At 39.3% G+C, this 18830-nt stretch carries 23 protein-coding genes, 2 tRNA genes, 1 pseudogene and 1 other annotated feature; of the genes and pseudogenes, 22 read left to right on the forward strand and 4 right to left on the reverse strand.

Annotation, left to right across the window (positions count from 1 at the left end):
* The first annotated feature begins 118 nt into the window (after nucleotides 1-118).
* From ACIQ0C_RS00680 to ACIQ0C_RS00700, 5 genes are all read left to right on the forward strand, one after another.
* Nucleotides 119-580 carry a Ger(x)C family spore germination protein gene (locus ACIQ0C_RS00680; protein WP_403055967.1) on the forward strand — a complete coding sequence of 154 codons (462 nt, stop codon included), beginning with the start codon at nucleotides 119-121 and terminating at the stop codon, nucleotides 578-580.
* A gap of 810 nt (nucleotides 581-1390) precedes the next feature.
* Nucleotides 1391-2002 carry an XTP/dITP diphosphatase gene (locus ACIQ0C_RS00685; protein ID WP_403055970.1) on the forward strand — a complete coding sequence of 204 codons (612 nt, stop codon included), beginning with the start codon at nucleotides 1391-1393 and terminating at the stop codon, nucleotides 2000-2002.
* 2 nt (nucleotides 2003-2004) lie between these two features.
* A complete protein-coding gene (locus ACIQ0C_RS00690; protein ID WP_403055973.1) occupies nucleotides 2005-2517 on the forward strand; it encodes a metallophosphoesterase in 513 nt (170 codons plus the stop codon).
* A 174-nt stretch (nucleotides 2518-2691) separates the two neighbouring features.
* A tRNA-Arg gene (locus ACIQ0C_RS00695) sits at nucleotides 2692-2765 on the forward strand.
* A gap of 132 nt (nucleotides 2766-2897) precedes the next feature.
* Nucleotides 2898-3902 carry a tyrosine-type recombinase/integrase gene (locus ACIQ0C_RS00700; RefSeq protein ID WP_403055976.1) on the forward strand — a complete coding sequence of 335 codons (1005 nt, stop codon included), beginning with the start codon at nucleotides 2898-2900 and terminating at the stop codon, nucleotides 3900-3902.
* Nucleotides 3903-4243: 341 nt separating this feature from the next.
* Here the strand turns inward: ACIQ0C_RS00700 and ACIQ0C_RS00705 are convergent.
* A pseudogene (locus ACIQ0C_RS00705) lies at nucleotides 4244-4660 on the reverse strand (BRO-N domain-containing protein); the annotation flags it as partial.
* A gap of 99 nt (nucleotides 4661-4759) precedes the next feature.
* On the opposite strand from ACIQ0C_RS00705, the gene ACIQ0C_RS00710 reads away from it, so the two are divergent.
* The 3 genes from ACIQ0C_RS00710 (at nucleotide 4760) to ACIQ0C_RS00720 (ending at nucleotide 6767) form a co-directional block, all read left to right on the forward strand.
* On the forward strand, nucleotides 4760-4993 hold the full coding sequence (locus tag ACIQ0C_RS00710; RefSeq protein ID WP_403055979.1) for a hypothetical protein: 234 nt from the start codon (nucleotides 4760-4762) through the stop codon (nucleotides 4991-4993).
* A 221-nt stretch (nucleotides 4994-5214) separates the two neighbouring features.
* On the forward strand, nucleotides 5215-6195 hold the full coding sequence (locus ACIQ0C_RS00715) for an HNH endonuclease signature motif containing protein (RefSeq protein ID WP_403055982.1): 981 nt from the start codon (nucleotides 5215-5217) through the stop codon (nucleotides 6193-6195).
* Between the two features lie 23 nt (nucleotides 6196-6218).
* Entirely contained in the window at nucleotides 6219-6767 is a 549-nt protein-coding gene (locus ACIQ0C_RS00720; protein WP_403055985.1) for an SMI1/KNR4 family protein, read from the forward strand.
* 53 nt (nucleotides 6768-6820) lie between these two features.
* Here the strand turns inward: ACIQ0C_RS00720 and ACIQ0C_RS00725 are convergent, their stop codons facing one another.
* Together ACIQ0C_RS00725 and ACIQ0C_RS00730 are read right to left on the reverse strand one after the other, a co-directional pair.
* Nucleotides 6821-7015: a hypothetical protein gene (locus tag ACIQ0C_RS00725; protein WP_403055988.1), complete on the reverse strand. Its 195-nt coding sequence runs from the start codon at nucleotides 7013-7015 to the stop codon at nucleotides 6821-6823.
* A gap of 287 nt (nucleotides 7016-7302) precedes the next feature.
* Entirely contained in the window at nucleotides 7303-7485 is a 183-nt protein-coding gene (locus tag ACIQ0C_RS00730) for a hypothetical protein (protein ID WP_403055991.1), read from the reverse strand.
* A gap of 790 nt (nucleotides 7486-8275) precedes the next feature.
* Here ACIQ0C_RS00730 and ACIQ0C_RS00735 point away from each other — a divergent pair.
* Both ACIQ0C_RS00735 and ACIQ0C_RS00740 read left to right on the forward strand, forming a co-directional pair.
* Nucleotides 8276-8349 (forward strand) — tRNA-Arg (locus ACIQ0C_RS00735).
* A 218-nt stretch (nucleotides 8350-8567) separates the two neighbouring features.
* Entirely contained in the window at nucleotides 8568-8768 is a 201-nt protein-coding gene (locus ACIQ0C_RS00740; RefSeq protein ID WP_402835247.1) for a hypothetical protein, read from the forward strand.
* Between the two features lie 90 nt (nucleotides 8769-8858).
* On the opposite strand, the gene ACIQ0C_RS00745 is transcribed toward ACIQ0C_RS00740, so the two are convergent.
* The gene (locus tag ACIQ0C_RS00745) at nucleotides 8859-9182 is read right to left on the reverse strand and encodes a hypothetical protein (RefSeq protein WP_403055994.1); all 324 of its coding nucleotides are present in this window, start codon (nucleotides 9180-9182) and stop codon (nucleotides 8859-8861) included.
* 203 nt (nucleotides 9183-9385) lie between these two features.
* Between ACIQ0C_RS00745 and ACIQ0C_RS00750 the strand changes: the two genes are divergently transcribed.
* The 12 genes from ACIQ0C_RS00750 to ACIQ0C_RS00805 all read left to right on the forward strand — a co-directional run bounded on the left by ACIQ0C_RS00750 (nucleotide 9386) and on the right by ACIQ0C_RS00805 (nucleotide 18829).
* Nucleotides 9386-10141, forward strand: a complete 756-nt coding sequence (locus ACIQ0C_RS00750; protein ID WP_402835245.1) for a DUF2087 domain-containing protein — start codon at nucleotides 9386-9388, stop codon at nucleotides 10139-10141.
* A gap of 18 nt (nucleotides 10142-10159) precedes the next feature.
* A complete protein-coding gene (locus ACIQ0C_RS00755) occupies nucleotides 10160-10522 on the forward strand; it encodes a GIY-YIG nuclease family protein (protein WP_403055997.1) in 363 nt (120 codons plus the stop codon).
* A 139-nt stretch (nucleotides 10523-10661) separates the two neighbouring features.
* The gene (locus ACIQ0C_RS00760; protein ID WP_034308952.1) at nucleotides 10662-10940 is read left to right on the forward strand and encodes a 2TM domain-containing protein; all 279 of its coding nucleotides are present in this window, start codon (nucleotides 10662-10664) and stop codon (nucleotides 10938-10940) included.
* A 182-nt stretch (nucleotides 10941-11122) separates the two neighbouring features.
* Nucleotides 11123-11296, forward strand: a complete 174-nt coding sequence (locus ACIQ0C_RS00765) for a hypothetical protein (RefSeq protein WP_164855104.1) — start codon at nucleotides 11123-11125, stop codon at nucleotides 11294-11296.
* A gap of 42 nt (nucleotides 11297-11338) precedes the next feature.
* Entirely contained in the window at nucleotides 11339-11692 is a 354-nt protein-coding gene (locus ACIQ0C_RS00770; protein ID WP_402835243.1) for a YidH family protein, read from the forward strand.
* A gap of 673 nt (nucleotides 11693-12365) precedes the next feature.
* On the forward strand, nucleotides 12366-12641 hold the full coding sequence (locus tag ACIQ0C_RS00775) for a GNAT family N-acetyltransferase (protein ID WP_403056000.1): 276 nt from the start codon (nucleotides 12366-12368) through the stop codon (nucleotides 12639-12641).
* A 203-nt stretch (nucleotides 12642-12844) separates the two neighbouring features.
* On the forward strand, nucleotides 12845-12997 hold the full coding sequence (locus ACIQ0C_RS00780; RefSeq protein WP_403056003.1) for a M15 family metallopeptidase domain-containing protein: 153 nt from the start codon (nucleotides 12845-12847) through the stop codon (nucleotides 12995-12997).
* Between the two features lie 23 nt (nucleotides 12998-13020).
* Entirely contained in the window at nucleotides 13021-13305 is a 285-nt protein-coding gene (locus ACIQ0C_RS00785; RefSeq protein WP_403056006.1) for a M15 family metallopeptidase, read from the forward strand.
* 308 nt (nucleotides 13306-13613) lie between these two features.
* Nucleotides 13614-13872 (forward strand) — a binding site (T-box leader).
* 116 nt (nucleotides 13873-13988) lie between these two features.
* On the forward strand, nucleotides 13989-15704 hold the full coding sequence (gene ilvB / locus ACIQ0C_RS00790; protein WP_403056009.1) for an acetolactate synthase large subunit: 1716 nt from the start codon (nucleotides 13989-13991) through the stop codon (nucleotides 15702-15704).
* 3 nt (nucleotides 15705-15707) lie between these two features.
* Nucleotides 15708-16220 carry an acetolactate synthase small subunit gene (gene ilvN / locus ACIQ0C_RS00795; RefSeq protein WP_402835238.1) on the forward strand — a complete coding sequence of 171 codons (513 nt, stop codon included), beginning with the start codon at nucleotides 15708-15710 and terminating at the stop codon, nucleotides 16218-16220.
* Between the two features lie 58 nt (nucleotides 16221-16278).
* The gene (gene ilvC, locus ACIQ0C_RS00800) at nucleotides 16279-17307 is read left to right on the forward strand and encodes a ketol-acid reductoisomerase (protein ID WP_403056012.1); all 1029 of its coding nucleotides are present in this window, start codon (nucleotides 16279-16281) and stop codon (nucleotides 17305-17307) included.
* Nucleotides 17294-18829, forward strand: a complete 1536-nt coding sequence (locus tag ACIQ0C_RS00805; protein WP_403056015.1) for a 2-isopropylmalate synthase — start codon at nucleotides 17294-17296, stop codon at nucleotides 18827-18829. Before ilvC ends, ACIQ0C_RS00805 begins: the two co-directional genes overlap by 14 nt.
* Nucleotide 18830: the final 1 nt, after the last annotated feature.

Below are 18830 nucleotides of genomic sequence, written 5' to 3' on the forward strand. Positions count from 1 at the left end.
CCTCTTATTTTTTTTAATACCCATACTATAAATCGAAAATAAATTCAAACAAATGAGAAAGTTAATTGCAGTTATAGTTATTGGATGTCAACTCTTTTTGACGACTGGATGCTGGGGAATGAAGGGAATTCAAGCACAAACATATGGATCTGCCTTGGGGATTGATTATAAAAAGGGTGAATTTATCATATATTTTCAAGCTTTAAATTTTGCGAATATAGCAAAACAAGAGGGGGCCGCTTCCTTACAACAAAAAGCTTCTGCTCTTATTGGAGAAGCTAAAGGGGAAAGTATAGAAGAAGCATATAGTGAATTAGAACAAAATGCAGCATTACCTCTTTATATCGGACATGTTAACTCCTTCATTTTAAGTAAGGATGTAATCAATAAGAAAATGAAGGAGTTCATTGAGTATGTAGGAAAAGAGCCTTTATTGCGGTACAATTCATGGTTATTTGTTACAAACGAGGATATTAAAAAGGTTTTTGACAGTGAAAGTTTCTATAATCTTCCTAACCTATTCTCGTTCTTCAAAGGCCAGAGACCGTTACAAATGAAAACTATTTCATTCCCCCATTAAAATTCAGTGAACTTGTTTCGAAATTTTATCAACCGGTGGGTTCCATATTAATTCCTTCAATAGTCATAAATGAGCATCATTACTCAGAGGCCGGGAAAGAAAAAAAGATACCATCGTTAAATGGTGGGTATGTTTTATCAAAGCAACAGTACAAAGGGTTCGTAAGTAAACAAGATTTAATAGGTCTAAAATGGGTTGAAAAAAAGGCGACAATGATTTTTTTTCCCTGAATAAACAAAAAATAAGTATTGAAATATTGAAACCTAAAACAAAAATCATTGTATTGGAACAAGATAAGAGACCCTTATATGATTTAGAAGTTAGTGCAAATGGTATATTGAAACTAAATATAGATAACTTGGACATGAATAAAATTGAAAAAAAATAGAAATGAAAATTAAGGAAGATATTTTGAAGACATTGGAGACATTGGAGAAAATCAATACAGACCTTTTTAACATAAGTGAAAAGGCATACAGATACCATGTCAATAAGTGAGATAATGAAATGATTAATTCCTTTGATAAAACCTCAATAAATGACATAAAGGTTGATATTCACATTGAACATAGTGAAAATTACAAACGTTAGACTACAATTTCTGGGGTTATTGCAAAAGCGGGAGTTGTGTTAGACTTAAACTAACTGGAAAATTCAGCGGCCGTTGTTTATCATGAATGACAGAGCTGAATTTGTCCGTTTGGCACTGGAGAAGAAGCGGCTTTTACATATAACGATTTACAGCAAATTCTTTCTTTAGCCCAAAAAAGAGCTCTCACGCCGATAAAATAAAAAAGGGTGAAATCAAAAATGAAGACAGTAATCATTGCAACGAAAAATAAAGGGAAAGCCAAGGAGTTTGAAAGCTTATTCTCTGCTAAAGGATATGAAGTCAAAACACTTCTCGATGTACCGGGTGCTCCGGATGTTGAGGAAACAGGCACAACTTTTGAAGAAAATGCGATCCTGAAGGCAGAGGCCATTGCCCATCAGCTAGGCCACTTTGTCATTGCAGATGATTCCGGATTGATTGTAGATGCATTGGAGGGCCGTCCGGGCGTATATTCTGCGCGCTATGCTGGAGAGTCCAAGAGTGATGAAGCGAACACGGAAAAAGTCCTCCGGGAACTGGAAGGCGTGCCAAAAGAGGATAGGACGGCGAGATTTTATTGCGCCTTGGCACTCGCGTCACCCAACCAGGAAACGATTACGGTATCGGGAACGATGGAAGGCTTGATTACGGAACAGCCTTCAGGAACGAATGGATTTGGATATGATCCCATCTTTTATGTTGAGGAACAGGGCAAAACAAACGCCGAATTAACAAAAGAGGAAAAAAACAAAATCAGCCACCGTGCCAACGCATTGAGGGCTCTAGATGAAAAACTTGATCTATTTCTAAAAAGGGAAGAAGGTATGTGACGATGAAAGTGCTAATAATGAGTGACAGTCATGGCTTAACTCATGAAATCAGCATGATAACCGACCGTCATAAACAAGAAGTGGCAGCCATGATCCATTGCGGTGATTCAGAGTTGGAAAGGAATGACCCTTACATGTCGGAGTTCTTAGCCGTTCGCGGGAATTGTGACTATGATTCGGCATATCCGAATGACATTGTGGAGAACATCGCAGGCAAGCGTTTCTTCCTTACACATGGACACCTCTATAACATAAATATGACCTTGATGAACCTGGCTTATAAAAGTGAAGAGACAGGGACGGATATTATTTGCTTTGGTCACTCTCACGCTGCAGGCTCCGAATTGATTGACGGCAAGCTCTTCATCAACCCGGGAAGCATACGTCAGCCGCGTGGACGAAATGAGAAAACCTATGCCATTTTGGATATCGGAAAGGACGAACTTGAAATCATCTATTATGACCTTGAAGGAAAAATCGTTGAGGAGCTAAGAAATGCTTATCAAATGGAATGACTTCATGTATAATGAACAGGAAGCGTTTTTCCCCGCTTCCTGGGTCATAAAAAAAAGAAAAAAACTTTTTATGAAAAACCGTTGACTTTCTTTTGATATCCTACTATAATAAGAAGTGTCCTAAGGGAACAGTTAAGGTAATACATAAGTTTTACCGCAACTTATATCATAAACGTCTCAGTAGCTCAGCTGGATAGAGCAACGCCCTTCTAAGGCGTCGGTCGGGAGTTCGAATCTCTCCTGGGACACTAATAAAGCGGCTATAAAGCCTGCTACGAAAACCTTTTATATCGTTTAGTGAAACGGTCAGTATAACGGTCATGTAAGAAATTACACCGTATATCGACTTACATTACTAACGATATGGGAGGTTTTTTCATATGACCAAAAGAAAAGGATTATTAGATGTTGAAGTAGACGTAAGAGGCCTATTAGAGGGAATACCAGTTTCCAGTTCTACCGTTTCAAAAGCTATGACTGAACATCCTACTACAAATGACTCTATCTTAATTTCAAATGCACTTGACATAATTACAAGGCAAATGAAGGTGAGTGGTAATAGAAGCCGTACTATAAGTGATTATGTACTTCATGTAGAGCATTTTCAAAGCGTAACAAATGTTCAATATGTTGCCGATATTACAGCCAATACCATTTATAAATGGTTAGATAGCATGAATGTAAGCAATCAAACCAAATTAACACGTTTAAAATGTCTAAAGGCTTTTTTGTCTAGATGCTTTGATAATCGTTGGATTGAAATGAAGTTTTGGAAAACCATTAACATTAAGGTGGACCAAAAGGTGAAGGAAGGTGCTACGGAGCATGATGTTAATGTTCTGCTCTCTTTACTAGACTTGGGGAATTTCATCCACTTAAGGGACGCTGTAGCCGTCCTAGTCATGTTTAAAACAGGTATCCGGATAAATACATTGGTTCAACTTGAGGAACGGCATATAGACCTTAATAACAATGTGCTAAATTTAGAAGGCAGCATTATGAAAAATCATCAACAGATTAAATTGCCTTTTGATGACTTCCTAAAAAAGCTGTTAGAGGTACTGATAAAACAAAATGCAATAATTAGAACAGAATATGGCAAGAGAAATAGTTTGATTTTTATTACTAAGTACGGAGATGTCATATCAACCTCACCAACGCATAATAACATTCAGAAGCGGTTAAATAAGTATTCGCGAATGTACGGTTTGAAGAATATTAATCCTCATGCGTTAAGAAGGGGGTTTGCTAAGACCTTGTTAAATAAAGGAGCAAATGTTGCTGTAATCTCTAAGGCGTTGGGTCATAGTGATATATCAGTTACGACCAAATATCTACATTTAGATATTGATGAAGTCGTAAATAACCTACGATCCTACTTATGAGGTAACAAGAAGCATATACTCCCTGATTTTTAGCATCCTTAGCTTGCAATTTAACTCAAGGTTGCAGAAGTTAATGTGCTATGATTCGCTCGTTTTCTATTTTGCCGCCCAATCCCCATTACGGAAGAGAGGTTCTGAAGTGCCATCCTGTTTGATGCCGTCGATGTTGGCTGGAAACGTTGATATATAAGGGTTTTGGGTTTTTTAATAAAAGGATAAAAATGGATAACGGCTAGAAAAAAAGCTTTTTTTTGACCACATGTGACCATTTTTGTGACCACTGCGTGACCAGGAAAATTACAGTATAATCAACCTAAACAGTTAATAAAGTTCCCTTAAAATCAGTCTTCCTTAATTATCAAGGAAGGCTGATTTGTATGATCTTCTCTGCAAAATGTGACCATTGGCTTTTGTTCTTCGATCACTTTATTAGCAGATTCAAGTTGTTTACCTTTTCGCTCAATTGTTTTCTGGGCAACCACTAGTGCTTTCGCCATGATTGTAGCATCATCGTCATCTTCGTTTTTTGCGATATATCCACCATCTCTTCGAATCGCCTTAAGGATCACTTTAACTTCCTTCTTGAACACTCTTGCAATTGGCTTCCGTGATTGCATCAATCTTTCATATAGACCGTCTTCTGTTAAGAAATACATATTGCGAACCTGACCGCTATAGTGTATCGGTGAGGTTACTTTCTCATCTTCATCAACTGTTTTCAGCATTTGTCCAACTTTGTCTTTAGAGTAATCAATCCACTCAGCTACATCTTATGCTAGGAAGAGGGGTTTTTTAGTTAAATCACCTAATAAAATATCGATTTTATTCACTATTGAAAAAAGCATGAACTGCTGATTATGGTGAAGGTAGGGAAGATTGAAAAGGATGTACTACTTGATGTATCTGATGTCGTCCATGAGATGCCTCCATTCTTGGCTAGGAATCTAGAAGGATTTCGAGATGACTGGTTCTGGGCGAAGGCAAGTAACAGAAATGTATTCCCATTGTTGACCAACTGGTTTGAGATGGGCATTGTTCTCAATTCGATGAGAGAAAACTTTATAGAAAAATTGAAGAAAGCCGAGGACTGATTCCCTCGGCTTCTTTTTTACCTTTTCATCAATCTTTTTGCAAGTTGATAAATCACTGAAATATAAGAGCCTTCCCTTTCTCTATATCCAACTTAGTTCTACTAAGTAGTCCAAGAGTCTACAATAAAAGTATTTATTTGGAAAAATAAAAAGGTATTTGGAATATTTTGCCGTAATATATACATTGTTAGAAAATATTTACATAAGGGAGGAGGATTAAGTTGAAGAAAATCACCGGAGTTTTATTAACATTTATTTTGCTTGTAAGCATGCTCTTTCCACTTGCAGGTGGAGATAGTGCTAGTGCTGCCACTAGTCAGGGGTTTAAAGTATCTAGCCCAGAAGTAGTTAAGGAGACGGTATATGAAGACCTTGCAGTAAATAAGAATGGTACAACGAGAAGCTTAAGCGCTAAAGAATCTCGTGAATTTCAAAAATTAGTAGAGAAAGAGTATTTTAAAAATCAGAAGAAAACTACCATATATACAAAAAAGGGGCAGTCTAATTTAAACAGTAAAGGAATGACAGCTCAAGCTAAAAAACCAGTTAATTTCTTGAGAGTAGAACACTTAACAGTATTTGATGGTAGAAAAGATAAAGGAACTATTACCATGTCGAGTAAAATTGTAGAGATGACCGGACAAAAACCACATACCATATGGACGGGTGCACAACTTTATAAAGGTACTAATCAGTATGGTAAATACACGGAAGTAACTAAATTTAATACGAAATGGCAAGGCGCTGATATAAAAATTGGTAAAAAAACATCTAAGACGTACAATAATAAAACTACGCATTTTTACCAAACCTATTCAAGAACTACGGCGGGATGGAATGGTGTTGGGACACGAACCAGTGAGGGGGCAACAGAAGAGGTATTAGTAAATAAAAAGACAGTTACTTACCCTGAAATATACAATTCACACAATAGAACGACTATGTGGACTCCGACAAAAGCTAATATAAAGGTAGTACCAGTAGAAGATCGAACTGAGAGAGATTATAAACTTAAGGATAAATTTATGACATGGTATATTAAAACATATGGAGATCCAAAATGGGGACCAAAATGGCCGGGAGCTGATATACATCATGAATTGCCATTAAAATATGGCGGAACAAACGCGATGTCTAATTTATTTCCATTACCAAGAGATCTCCATCAAAAAACAGTAACTCCTTGGTGGGCTTCATATTAATTAAAAATGGAGGGATTAATGAATTGAGTCATTTTGTACAAAATACATTGTCAGGACTAAAGCAATTGTTGAATAACAATGACCAAATGAAGTCAGTATCAGTGGAAGGGGAAGTCTATAACGTATCGTGTTCTTTTAACGCTCCAATAAAGACAACTGAAATTGAAACGTTTGAAAGTGAAAACGATATCAAGCTTCCTGAAGACTACAAGGCGTTCTTAAAACTTCATAATGGGGCAAGAATATATGAATCAGTCAATGACGATGGTGTTAATATAGGGGGCGGGCTTCATTTATTTAGCTTAGATGACATAAAAGAAACTCAAGAAGTTGAATATATAAGTGAACATGGGATTCCTATCGCACACCTATTGGAAGATTGTTATCTAATATTTGATATTGAAAAACTAAAGAGTGGGGATTCGAATTACCTTAACATTTTAGAATTTACAGATATAAAAAATTTAAACCTTAACTTTGAAATCTTCTTAGGTCGCTACATTATTTCGCAAGGTGTGTCGTTTTGGAACTGGCCCATTTACACAGCTGAAAACTACTATACCACTAGGTAAAATAAATAAAAGAGCGATTGCTAATTAAATGCAGTCGCTCTTTTATTTGAATATTATTTCGACTCGATTTCAAGTATCACTTTTTGCTTATTGTCGTTTTTGTTTGTTTGATAAATATCTTCTGCGATATCGTTATGTCCAGACTCTTCTTTAGGTGTCTTTTCTTTAGATGTCTTTACATTCGATTGAGAAGAACAACCAATTAACATTAAGCCAGCAAGTAAAATGACAGCATATATTCTAATCATGTATACAGCCCCTTATTTGTTTGTTAAAGCATAGCATGGAAAGACATTACTTTTTGTCACATTTTGAAAAAGAGGGGGCAAATATTACTTTTAACTCTTTTGGAGTTGGGATTTTGAATCACTGGAGAGACAGAAAAGGCTTAAGATGAGAAGAGTCGAGGTTAATTCCTTGGCTCTGTTTTTTGTAATATTATGAGATAAATGTTGTCAATGTTATAACAATGGTTTACGCTTGTTATTAATTAAGGGTTGGTATAAAAGGAAAAAGAGATGCGTCAACATCTCTTTTACAAACCCTTTTCCTTTAAGCATTCTGAAACGATACGTCTAACTACTTGCTCAAGGTAGTCGCCATCTTGTGTCGTTTCTTTGCTTCTTATAGTGAGTGTCTTTAACTCTTTGGTATAGTCAACTTCAACACGATCTCCGTAAGCGACTCCTAACTCCTCCAGAGACTTAATTCGATCCATTGCTTCTAATCACCTTGAAGAATTAAGAGTGTTATTAGGATGCGAAGTGGAATTAATTAGAGGCTCAAGAAACACAGATCTTTATAAATTAGTTGCTAAGTTAAACTTCTCTGAGCATCAGTCCTTTGATGAATGTGTCAGTCAGTATACAAACACTTTTGTGAAGTATCAACAGTTCTTAAAAGCCAAAGTTCGTCATTCTTGAAATAAATGGTAGTTGGTGAAATTTAACTGTTTATTTGATGGCTCAAATGTTAAGTCATCACGAGAGACACGTTTTCCACCTTTTTTGTCCCGAGCAGTGGATTTGTTAAGATAACATCGAAGTTAGAACTTCTTGAACAATCTATATTGTCTAAAGCTTTCCAAGGAAAACTTGGAACAAATGACCCGAGTGAAGAAAGTGCAATTGAAATTTTAAAAGAATTGCTACAAGAACAAGTTAAATAATTGTAAGAAGGCATCCATTTAAATAGTGGATGTTTTTTTATTGTATCAATAGAGAAAGTTGTTTCTAAAGTAGGAGTGCGAGTGTCATTGTATTGGATTAATACTTGAATGATGTAATATACTAGCCAGGCTAACAATGATGTCATTGAGACTATATAGGTGTTTCATAGGAATGCTTGCCAAAAGGTTTGAGTATTTGTTAGTCGTAATTCTAACCCACCTCAAAATATAATATTACTAGTATTGCAATGAGGATTATACTAAGTTATAATAAAAATCACGATTACGGTCTAAGTTCGAAAAGTGACCGTTATACTGAACTGAAGAAAAACAGCGATACGTCTCAGTAGCTCAGCTGGATAGAGCAACGCCCTTCTAAGGCGTCGGTCGGGAGTTCGAATCTCTCCTGGGACACTAACTTAAAAAAGCCAAAACCTTCTAAGGTTTTGGCTTTTTTTCTTTTTGAACTGTTTAAGTTAACGAAAGTAATTTGGAATGGAATGAAGAAAGGTGCCTTTTGATTTGCATCGTTTAAACGTTAATATTCGTATAACGATAAGAAGTTTATTTCATATTTGTCGCAGGTGGATGATCTTTTATGTCGAACTTGTTATAAATAAGGAGATGTTTAAATGAATAAAGATAGACTATTCAAGTTCATTCAAACTTCCACTCGGGGCAATTTCTTCTCAGTCGAAATATCCGAAGATGGAACTGAAGTGGTCCGATTGGCCAAGGAATTAGAAAAAGAAGGAAGAATCAAGTTGAGGGAATGCAAACGAAAAGAACAAATTGTTTATCTGGAAGGAATACTTAAGTTTGTGCCTAGCTAATACTTAATGAGCTCTAACGAAGGATTTATATTAGGAATCTCATTTGCTCCGCAGAAAAAAGGCATCCATAATCGGATGCCTTTTTTTATATCAAATTCTACTTAATGTTTGGAGATTTTTTTTAATGGTTTCACGGTTTTTGATTATAGCCGTCTTTAATTCTTCGACGGGTGAACTTTTATCATCTTCTTCACTAAGCTGCATCGTATTTTGTATAAGTAATTCAATCGTATCGCGTAATTCTGGCAGTGATACCTTGAATTGTTCAGATAAATGTTGTAATGCCTGGTGTAAATCGGTGTTATGGATTGGTGGAACAATCGCATCGTTTTCATCTTTCAATAATATATCCTCCTCTATGGCTTCTTCACGCTTATATAGCATATTATTGGGGGAATTACGCTTATTATTCATTATACTATATCGCCATAGTCCCTTGGGAATCAATTAATGGATGTCGAATTCGCCTGACAGCTGTATGATAGGAAGCCCCTTCTGACTATCAAGATCAAATGCTTTGCCGGAATTATAAATAAATCAGAAAAATATTGACATAATACAAACAAATTAATATTATGTTTATTATATCGTAAACTTTATAGGGAAGTGTTTGTTTTATGAAGGACGCTGAAATGTTTTGGGGCGCATCTCAGGATGAGCTTAAACAAGGGTACATCGAAGGTGAGAATCAATATGTTTGTTTGTTGTGTGGTAATGCAATTGAAAAGGGGATCGTATACCCGAAAGATGGGGTTCTTTATGAAGCAAAGAGGTATATGCGAATTCATATTGAACATGCGCACAGCTCCGTTTTTGAATACTTGATTGATCTCGATAAAAAACTTACAGGTCTCACGGACCATCAAAATCGCCTTCTTCGCCTTTTTTACCAAGGGAAGAATGATGCTGAGGTTCAGGAGGAAATGGGGATTGGCAGTCCGTCCACCATTCGGAACCATCGTTTTGTTTTGAAAGAGAAAGAGCGTCAAGCTAAGTTGTTTTTAGCTCTGATGGAACTTCTGAAAGGTAAAGATGAACATGCTCCGGCATTTATCCCGCTTCATCAAAAAGCAAGGATGGTCGATGATCGTTATAACGTTACCGAGGATGAAAAGGTGAATGTGCTGAAAAAATACTTCCCTAAAGGCAGTCAGGATGAATTAAAGTCTTTCCCGCCAAAGGAAAAACAAAGGCTGATCATTCTCCAAGAAATTATGAACCGTTTTGAAAATGAGCGGAGATACGAAGAAAAAGAAATCAATCAAATATTGGGTGCTGTTTATCATGATCATGTCCTATTGAGAAGGTATTTAATAGAATATGGATTCTTGGATAGAAAGCCTGATGGGAGCCAATATTGGCTGAAGAAATGATGACTGGAGGCAAGAAAGATGGATCGTAAAAAAGAACTGAAGCAATTATATAAAGAAACGAAAGTTGAAGCAGGTGTATACCAAATCAGAAATACGGTAAATGATAAAGTCTTTATCGGAAGCACCAGGAATTTAAAGACGTTGAAGGGGAAACAATTTGAATTGGAAAATGGAACAAACACCAATAAAGTGCTGCAAGGTGAGTGGAACCAATATGGGAAAGATGCTTTTTCTTTTGAGGTACTGGAGGTATTGAAGCCGAAAGAAACAGGATTTTTTGATGCTAAACGGGAATTGAAAAAACTTGAAGAAGTGTGGCTGGAAAAAATACAGCCATACGAAGAACGGGGATACAATAGAATGAAACCCGCTGACTTGTAAGTGGTCTTCAGAGATTCTCCTTGATTCCCAGCTGCCGATATACCTTTGATGTATTTCTTTCTTATTTCTTTATGATAAATAAGGTATTATGGAAGCGGATGGTAATATATTTTAGTGTTAATGATTAGGAGGTGCTGGGATAGAAAATGGAGATGGATATCTACGGGCGAAAAAAAGGGTTGAAAACCTTAAGGCATTCTACATTCATCTAATGGTGTATGTATTGGTGAATGTCATGTTGATTGCGATTAACCTATTAACGGATCCTGGTTATTGGTGGTTCCTTTATCCCCTTGGAGGGTGGGGGATTGGTGTTCTGATACATGGAATTACCATTCTTGCGCAAGGAAACTTCGGGTCTGAGTGGGAAGAAAGAAAAATAAAAGAATATATGGAAAAGGATAAAAAGAACGGCTGAATTTTGGCGTGTTCAAAACAGGGAGTCATTTGTGGCTCTTTTTTTGTGGAAAAATAATCGGTGGATCTCACTTGTTGTAAGTTTTTAAATGGTTTAAGCTAGTAATGGGGGACCTATCTATGAAAAAGGGGGAAACCCGTGGAGGACCTTCACTAAATAATAATTAATCTTAGGAGTTGCGAATGAAAAAAATAGGATGGACCATAACGGGAATAGGGGCAATCATGGCGCTGGGGGCCTTGCTTTATCCTTTGAATGTTATTGATAAAACTCTATGTATATATTTATTGCTCGGCGGTGCAGGGCTAATGTTTGTCGGGTCAATGTTCAGGGCCTTTTCGCTCCTGAAAAGATGACTGATTTTACGTTTGATAAAAACGCTCGATTAAGGTGATGACATGGAGAAAAACCAATTGAAATATGCCCAGCAGCATCTGGCTAATGAACGCACCTTCTTGGCGTGGATAAGGACGGTGATTGCAATAGTTGGAGTTGGTTTTCTTGCGACAAGCCTCCACTTTACGATTGGTGTGCATCGGGATGCCCGGATTGACTTGATCAGCATCGTGCTGGGTATGTTTGCGTGTGCATTGGGACTTGTGATTACCGTTCTGGCGACAATCGGTTATCTTCAGAAGAAACGGCAAATCAATGAAGGGACGTTTGAGCCTTCAAGTGCGCACGTAATTCTAATCGCTGTTTTTATGGTCATATTGTTATCGATGATCATTTTATATTTTGTTTTCATTTAAAACTGTCCTAACCTAAATAGGGCAGTTTTTTTAGTTTCTGCTATTATATACTTATTCTTACATCATTACGGAAAGATTTCTTCCGTTAACTTAATGCCAACAAAAAACGAAAGATTGAAAAACACTGTATTTCTGGTTATGAAAGAATAATTCAGACTGTAGGCAAATTCGAAGAAAACGAGTTTGCCCGCATTAATTTTATAGCGTTTACAATTTGGACGTTGATTTCCGGTCCAGGCACTCGCTTCCCGCAGGAGTCTCGCGCCTTCCTCTACAACCAACTTCGTTACTTAAGGAGTTGAAGGTATTGCTGCATTGGGTCCATTGGTTCGGGAGCATCATTTAATGAAAGATACGTTTTCCGAACCCCTTTTGTCGACTAAATGAATAATTAAAACCTTTTTATTATATTAAATACAGTGTTGAGCACGATAGCCATGGTGAAAGGGTATATAAGCGGCAAGGGAAAAATCGATCAAGTTTTGTCTTTTGACTTCCTTGAAAAAATATTCATAAACCATCATGAGATTGTGAATAAACTTCACATGGGTAATGCTAACTTTATAACCCTTGGAGTACTTTACTTTATTCAATTTCAATCACGTTTTAAATATTTGTTTATTTTTCCATTTTGTGAGATATGATAAAGAGGAACTAAAAGGAGGTCATCGAGATGGTGGATATCAAAAAAGGCGAAAGTTCTTTTTTTGTCGAAGAATCTGGTGAGAAACTAGCGGAAATTACATTCTTTAAATCAGGTGATGATGAGATCACGGTCGATCATACCGTCGTTTCTGACAAGCTTCGCGGGCAAAAGGTAGGGAATTCCCTTGTTGAAAAGGTAATAGGATTCGCAAGGGAGGAAAACCTGAAAATTGTTCCGGTATGTTCGTTCGTTCAAAAACAATTTGAAAAAAATGCAGAATACGAGGATGTATTGGCAAAGTGAACCAGAGGGCTGACTTAGGGGATGATTAATATCGCCTATGTTCAGCCCTTTGCCATTTTTTTAGATAATCTTCATACCTCCAATAAAATAATAGTAAAGCCTTTCCGCCTACGTATGCTCGCGCATTAATATAGGGGAGGTGCCAGGATGGCATCAAATTACAAACCCTATTGAATCGTGCAAAGGGAAATATGGGAAGCGGTATGAATCCAGTCGTGAACGAGACGATACACGAAGTGTTGAGATTAGCTTATGAAGTGGGGATATTTGTTCAAATAACGGCTGGTTATCGAAGTTTCCGAGAACAAAATGAATTGTATGAACGAGGCAGAACGAATAAATCAAAGCAATCGTGACTTATGCCAGAGGAGGCCAATCCTTGCATAACTATGGCCTTGCTGTAGATTTTGTCATTGTCATTGTTAGTGATGACGGCAAGCGGGCATTGTGGACAGAGGGCGAAAAGTGGACAAGTGTGGCAGCCATAGCAAAATCCCTGGGATTTGTTTGGGGAGGGGATTTTGAATTGTTCCGTGATTTTGCGCATCTTGGAATGTCAGGCGGTATATCCACGAGAGACCTTCAAAAGGGATGGAGGCCGAATCTTGTATCAAGAGTGGCGTCAGCGAACAGTGAAAATGAAGCTGAAAGGGAAAATGGATGATCCGCTATTTGAGAAATCCGATACTGGTGACTGGCATCATGTGGATAGTTTGCGAATATTTCAGTGGAGAAGTTTGTTATCACATGAATGATTTTAATGGGATATCTGATGTTTTTTAAAATTAAAAATTGAAAAAACTTTTTTTGCAGAATGTGGCCATGATAGGTATGTAAGCGGATACAACAAATCTTTCAATTTAGAATTATCAAAAAATTTAAAAAAACCTGTTGACTACTACCTGAAATACACGTAAGATAATCACAAATACAAGACATCAAACATAAGCGTTTCGAAAAATATGAATAATGCGAAAAGCATTGAAGAGGATAAGTAGTCTTTTAAACAGGCAGTCACAGAGAGCCGGGTAGCTGAGAGCCGGTATTGTCCCGAAAGATGAACTCACCTTGGAGTTTCAGCTTGAACGTCAGACTAGTAGAGCTGAACGGGTGCGTACCAGTACCCGTTACCAAAACAGAGAATAGTGTAGTCTATTCAAAGTGCGCATGGAGTTTCATGCGAAAAAGGGTGGTACCGTGGAGTGGCTCATCAAGCCTTTTCACCCCTTTAACTTGCCGAGTGCAAGTACATTTGGGGTGAAAAGGCTTTTTTGTATGCATAAAAAGCTGAAAATTCTGAATGTTAAGAAAACATTCAGTGGAAAAGCGAAGGAGGTTTTTTACGAAATGACACAAAAGTCAGTTGTTGCTGATCGGAAAAGTGGAAAGACACATTATAGTGGTGCCGAATTTCTGCTGGATGCATTGAAAAAGGAAAATGTTGAAGTCATCTTTGGTTATCCGGGAGGTTCTGTATTGCCGATTTATGACAAGCTTTACAGTTCAGAACTTTTTCATATTTTGACAAGGCACGAACAGGGTGCCATTCATGCAGCGGAAGGATACGCCAGGATTACCGGCAAGCCGGGGGTGGTCATAGTCACATCCGGTCCAGGGGCAACGAACATCGTCACCGGTTTGGCCGATGCGATGATCGACTCTTTACCGCTAGTGGTAATTTCGGGTCAGGTAGCTACCAGTGTAATTGGCTCGGATGCTTTCCAGGAAGCTGATGTACTGGGGATTACTACACCGATCACAAAACATAACTATCAGGTAAGGAAGCCGGAAGACCTTCCGCGCATTATAAAAGAAGCTTTTTATATCGCTTCCAGCGGCCGGCCCGGTCCAGTATTAATCGATATACCTAAGGATATGGCCATTATAAAAGGTGTAGCGACTGATGATGAGCCAGAAATGAATCTCCCGGGCTATCAGCCGACGACCAAGCCGAATTACTTACAGATCAGAAAGCTAGTTGAGGCCGTAAGCGGTGCGAAAAGACCGGTCATTCTTGCAGGGGCAGGTGTCCTGCATGCAAAGGCCTCCCATCTATTAAAGGAATATGTCGAGCAGCAAGGCATTCCCGTCGTCCACACTTTATTGGGTCTTGGGGGCTTTCCGGCGGAACATCCTCTCTTTATCGGAATGGGTGGTATGCATGGCTGCTATGCAGCAAACATGGCGTTAGCGAAATGTGATCTATTAATCAATATCGGTGCAAGGTTCGATGATCGTTTGACTGGGAATCTAGCGAAATTCGCACAGCACGCAACGGTTGCCCATATCGATATTGATCCAGCGGAAATCGGTAAAAATGTGCCGACAAAAATTCCAGTCGTCGGAAGTGCCAAGGAAGCACTCTCGGAGTTGATTGCGCAAAATGGCAAGAAACCGGAAATTGATGAATGGACAACACAGCTGACTGCATGGAATGAAAAGTTCCCATTGCGTTATACCCATGAAGAAGGCGTTCTGAAACCTCAGCGGGTCATCCAGATGCTTCATGAAAAAACGAATGGGGAGGCCATTGTTACGACGGATGTTGGACAGCATCAAATGTGGGCAGCTCAATACTATCCATTTAACAAACCGGATTCATGGGTCACTTCCGGCGGATTGGGGACGATGGGCTTTGGCTTACCATCGGCTCTCGGAGCGCAACTGGCGAATCCGAAAGCGACGGTGCTTTCCATATCAGGGGATGGTGGATTCCAGATGTGCCTGCAAGAACTTTCAGTCATTGCCGAAATGAATCTGCCGATCAAAATCATCATCGTCAACAACGGTGCGCTAGGGATGGTAAGGCAGTGGCAGGAACTCTTTCATGAAAACCGTTTCTCACACAGTATTTTTCAATCGCATCCGGATTTCGTGAAATTGGCCGATGCTTATGGAATTCCGGGATACAAGGTGACGACGGAGGAAGAAGCAAGCAACTGCCTGGATGTAGCGTTAAAGACCGATGGTCCAGTGCTGATTGATTTCCGCGTAAAACAAAATGAAAATGTCTTTCCGATGGTAGCACAAGGAAAAGGGCTAGATGAAATGGAAGGAGTTTAATCAATGAAGGGAATTCTTAGCCTCACCGTGAACAACCGGCCAGGCGTCCTGAATCGGATTACGAACCTGTTCACGAAAAGAAATTATAACATTGAAGGCATGACTGTCGGACCTTCCGAACAGGATGGCATTTCAAGGATGACCTTCGTGGTCGATGTTGATGACGAAGCTGTCATTGAACAGATCACCAAGCAATTGAATAAGCAGATCGATGTTTTGAAAGTATATGATATTACGAATCAATCGATTGTGGCAAGGGAACTTGCACTCATTAAAATAATGGTGACTACACAAACCCGAGCCGAGATTTATTCAGTCATCGAACCCTTCCGAGCTTCAGTTATTGATGTCAGCAAAGATAGCCTGACAGTTCAAATCACGGGGGAATCGGATAAAATCGAAGCCTTCATTGAACTGATCAAGCCATATGGCATCAAGGAATTGGCAAGGACAGGGACTGCCGCCATCCCGCGTGGAATGCAAATTGCACACGCTAAGAGTGCGACAATCGTATAAAAAAACCAAAACAAAAACCAAAACAAAAAACAATGATGAAAAGGGAGATGTAATTATTATGGCAAAAGTATATTATAACGCAGAAGCAAACGAGAATTTCTTCAACAATAAAAAGGTAGCGGTAATCGGATATGGTTCACAAGGACACGCACACGCACAAAACCTACGTGACAGCGGTGTAGATGTAATCATCGGAATCAGGAAAGGTAAATCCTTCGATAAAGCGGTGGAAGACGGCTTTAATGTTTACACAGTGAAAGAAGCAGCTGAACAGGCAGACGTGATCATGAACCTATTACCGGATGAAACTCAGCCGAAAGTATACCAAGAAGAAATCAAACCGGTATTGCGTGCAGGTCAAGCGTTAATGTTCGCACACGGATTCAACGTCCATTTCAATCAAATCGTTCCGCCGGCAGACGTGGATGTATTATTAGTCGCTCCAAAAGGTCCGGGACATCTTGTACGCCGTACATATGAACAAGGTGCAGGGGTGCCGGCATTGTTCGCCATCTACCAAAATGTTACGGGTGAAGCAAGAGAATTGGCACTTGCGTACGCTCGGGGAATCGGTTCTTTAAGAGCTGGCGGTTTGGAAACTACTTTCCAGGAAGAAACGGAAACGGATCTATTTGGAGAGCAAGCTGTACTTTGCGGCGGATTGACTGCCCTTGTGAAAGCTGGATTCGAAACCTTGACAGAAGCTGGATATCAACCGGAAGTAGCATATTTCGAGTGTTTGCATGAACTTAAATTAATCATCGACCTTATGTATGAAGGCGGTATGGAAAACATGCGCTATTCCATTTCTGACACAGCTCAATGGGGAGATTTCGTTTCTGGACCACGCGTCGTGACGGAAACTACGAAAGAGGCAATGAAAGCGATCTTGAAAGACATCCAAAACGGTGAGTTCGCTAAAGGATGGATCTTGGAAAATCAAGCGAATCGTCCGGTCTTCAATGCTATCAATAATCGTGAAAACCAACATCAAATCGAAGTGGTTGGCCGTGAATTAAGAAAAATGATGCCATTCGTAAAACCTCAACAAAAAGAGAAAGAAGTGGTAGCCGTTGCGAAAAATTAATATATTCGAAACTACACTTCGAGATGGGGAGCAATCCGCCGGTGTAAATTTGAATTTTACCGAAAAACTTGAAATTGCTTATCAGCTTGAAAGATTGGGTGTTGATATAATCGAAGCCGGTTTTCCGGCAGCATCCAAAGGGGATTTCAACTCCGTACAGGAAATCGCGCGCAAAATCAAAAACAGCTCTGTCACAGGGCTGGCGCGTGCTGTAAAAGGGGATATCGATGCAGCTTGGGATTCATTAAGGGGCGGTGCAGAACCAAGATTGCATACGTTCATTGCCACTTCGCCCATTCATCGTGAATATAAGTTGAAAATGTCGAAGCAGCAAGTGATTGAAAGGTCGGTTGAAATGGTTAAGTACGGAGCAACGCGTTTTCCGATCGTACAATGGTCTGCAGAAGATGCAAGCCGTACAGAACTTGACTATTTGGCTGAAATCGTTGAAGCGGTCATTCAAGCTGGTGCCAAGGTCATTAACATCCCGGATACTGTAGGGTATGCAGCTCCAATCGAGTACGGAAACATTTTCAGATACCTTCGTGAGCATGTTCCTTCTATTGATAAAGTTAGTTTATCCGCACACTGCCATGACGATCTTGGAATGGCGACGGCCAATTCATTGGCTGCCATCGAAGGCGGGGCTACGCAAGTCGAAGGCACAATCAACGGAATTGGTGAACGTGCCGGAAACGTGGCACTTGAAGAAGTGGCCATGGCACTCTACATCCGCAAAGATTTCTATCAAGCGGAAACGGGTCTCGTATTGAATGAAATTAAAAGGACCAGTGATTTGGTCAGCCGCCTTACGGGAATGCAAGTTCCTGCTAATAAAGCCATTATTGGTGCCAATGCATACGCACATGAATCCGGCATTCACCAGGATGGCGTGTTAAAAGAAAAAACGACATATGAAATCATATCACCTGAACTCGTCGGGGTTTCGTCCAATTCACTCGTTTTAGGAAAGCATTCAGGACGCCATGCTTTCAAAGAAAGATTACAAGAGTTGAATTTTACGGTAACGGATGAGGAAATGAACTCATTATTCGTCCAATTCAAGGAATTGGCCGATAATAAAAAGACCATGACGGATGAAGATATCGTTGCGCTGGTGCTTGAAGAGAAAGCGACGGATATCAGTTTCTATGACATGATTTCCTTACAGATTTCCCATGGTACCCATCAGACGGCGACTGCGACGGTCACACTGAAAAAAGGCGATAATGAAGAGATCCAGGAAGCGGCTACTGGTGCAGGAAGTGTAGAAGCCCTATATAACACGCTTGAAAGATGTTTGGGCAGCGAGATCAACTTGCTGGACTATCGTATCCAATCGGTGGGTGGCGGAATGGATGCCCTCGCTCAGGTTTTTGTGAAAATTGATTATAACGGTGTGGAAACAAGCGGCAGGGGTCTTGATCAGGACGTCTTGGAAGCATCCGCCAAAGCGTATTTGAACGCTGTGAACCGTGTGATCATCATGAAGGAACTGGAAGAAAAAGCAGTATTACAATAGG

It is taken from the genome of Peribacillus sp. NPDC096448 (assembly GCF_044762675.1).
GTDB classification, from domain to species: Bacteria; Bacillota; Bacilli; order Bacillales; family DSM-1321; genus Peribacillus; species Peribacillus frigoritolerans_B.

Excerpts from the sequence above, each read along its gene's own strand:
- ACIQ0C_RS00680 (WP_403055967.1), top strand. The coding sequence starts at position 119 with ATGAAGGGAATTCAAGCACAAACATATGGATCTGCCTTGGGGATTGAT.
- ACIQ0C_RS00685 (WP_403055970.1), top strand. The coding sequence starts at position 1,391 with ATGAAGACAGTAATCATTGCAACGAAAAATAAAGGGAAAGCCAAGGAG.
- ACIQ0C_RS00690 (WP_403055973.1), top strand. The coding sequence starts at position 2,005 with ATGAAAGTGCTAATAATGAGTGACAGTCATGGCTTAACTCATGAAATC.
- ACIQ0C_RS00700 (WP_403055976.1), top strand. The coding sequence starts at position 2,898 with ATGACCAAAAGAAAAGGATTATTAGATGTTGAAGTAGACGTAAGAGGC.
- ACIQ0C_RS00710 (WP_403055979.1), top strand. The coding sequence starts at position 4,760 with ATGGTGAAGGTAGGGAAGATTGAAAAGGATGTACTACTTGATGTATCT.
- ACIQ0C_RS00725 (WP_403055988.1), bottom strand. The coding sequence starts at position 7,015 with ATGATTAGAATATATGCTGTCATTTTACTTGCTGGCTTAATGTTAATT.
- ACIQ0C_RS00730 (WP_403055991.1), bottom strand. The coding sequence starts at position 7,485 with ATGGATCGAATTAAGTCTCTGGAGGAGTTAGGAGTCGCTTACGGAGAT.
- ACIQ0C_RS00740 (WP_402835247.1), top strand. The coding sequence starts at position 8,568 with ATGAATAAAGATAGACTATTCAAGTTCATTCAAACTTCCACTCGGGGC.
- ACIQ0C_RS00745 (WP_403055994.1), bottom strand. The coding sequence starts at position 9,182 with ATGAATAATAAGCGTAATTCCCCCAATAATATGCTATATAAGCGTGAA.
- ACIQ0C_RS00750 (WP_402835245.1), top strand. The coding sequence starts at position 9,386 with ATGAAGGACGCTGAAATGTTTTGGGGCGCATCTCAGGATGAGCTTAAA.
- ACIQ0C_RS00755 (WP_403055997.1), top strand. The coding sequence starts at position 10,160 with ATGGATCGTAAAAAAGAACTGAAGCAATTATATAAAGAAACGAAAGTT.
- ACIQ0C_RS00765 (WP_164855104.1), top strand. The coding sequence starts at position 11,123 with ATGAAAAAAATAGGATGGACCATAACGGGAATAGGGGCAATCATGGCG.
- ACIQ0C_RS00770 (WP_402835243.1), top strand. The coding sequence starts at position 11,339 with ATGGAGAAAAACCAATTGAAATATGCCCAGCAGCATCTGGCTAATGAA.
- ACIQ0C_RS00775 (WP_403056000.1), top strand. The coding sequence starts at position 12,366 with ATGGTGGATATCAAAAAAGGCGAAAGTTCTTTTTTTGTCGAAGAATCT.
- ACIQ0C_RS00780 (WP_403056003.1), top strand. The coding sequence starts at position 12,845 with ATGAATCCAGTCGTGAACGAGACGATACACGAAGTGTTGAGATTAGCT.
- ilvB (WP_403056009.1), top strand. The coding sequence starts at position 13,989 with ATGACACAAAAGTCAGTTGTTGCTGATCGGAAAAGTGGAAAGACACAT.
- ilvN (WP_402835238.1), top strand. The coding sequence starts at position 15,708 with ATGAAGGGAATTCTTAGCCTCACCGTGAACAACCGGCCAGGCGTCCTG.
- ilvC (WP_403056012.1), top strand. The coding sequence starts at position 16,279 with ATGGCAAAAGTATATTATAACGCAGAAGCAAACGAGAATTTCTTCAAC.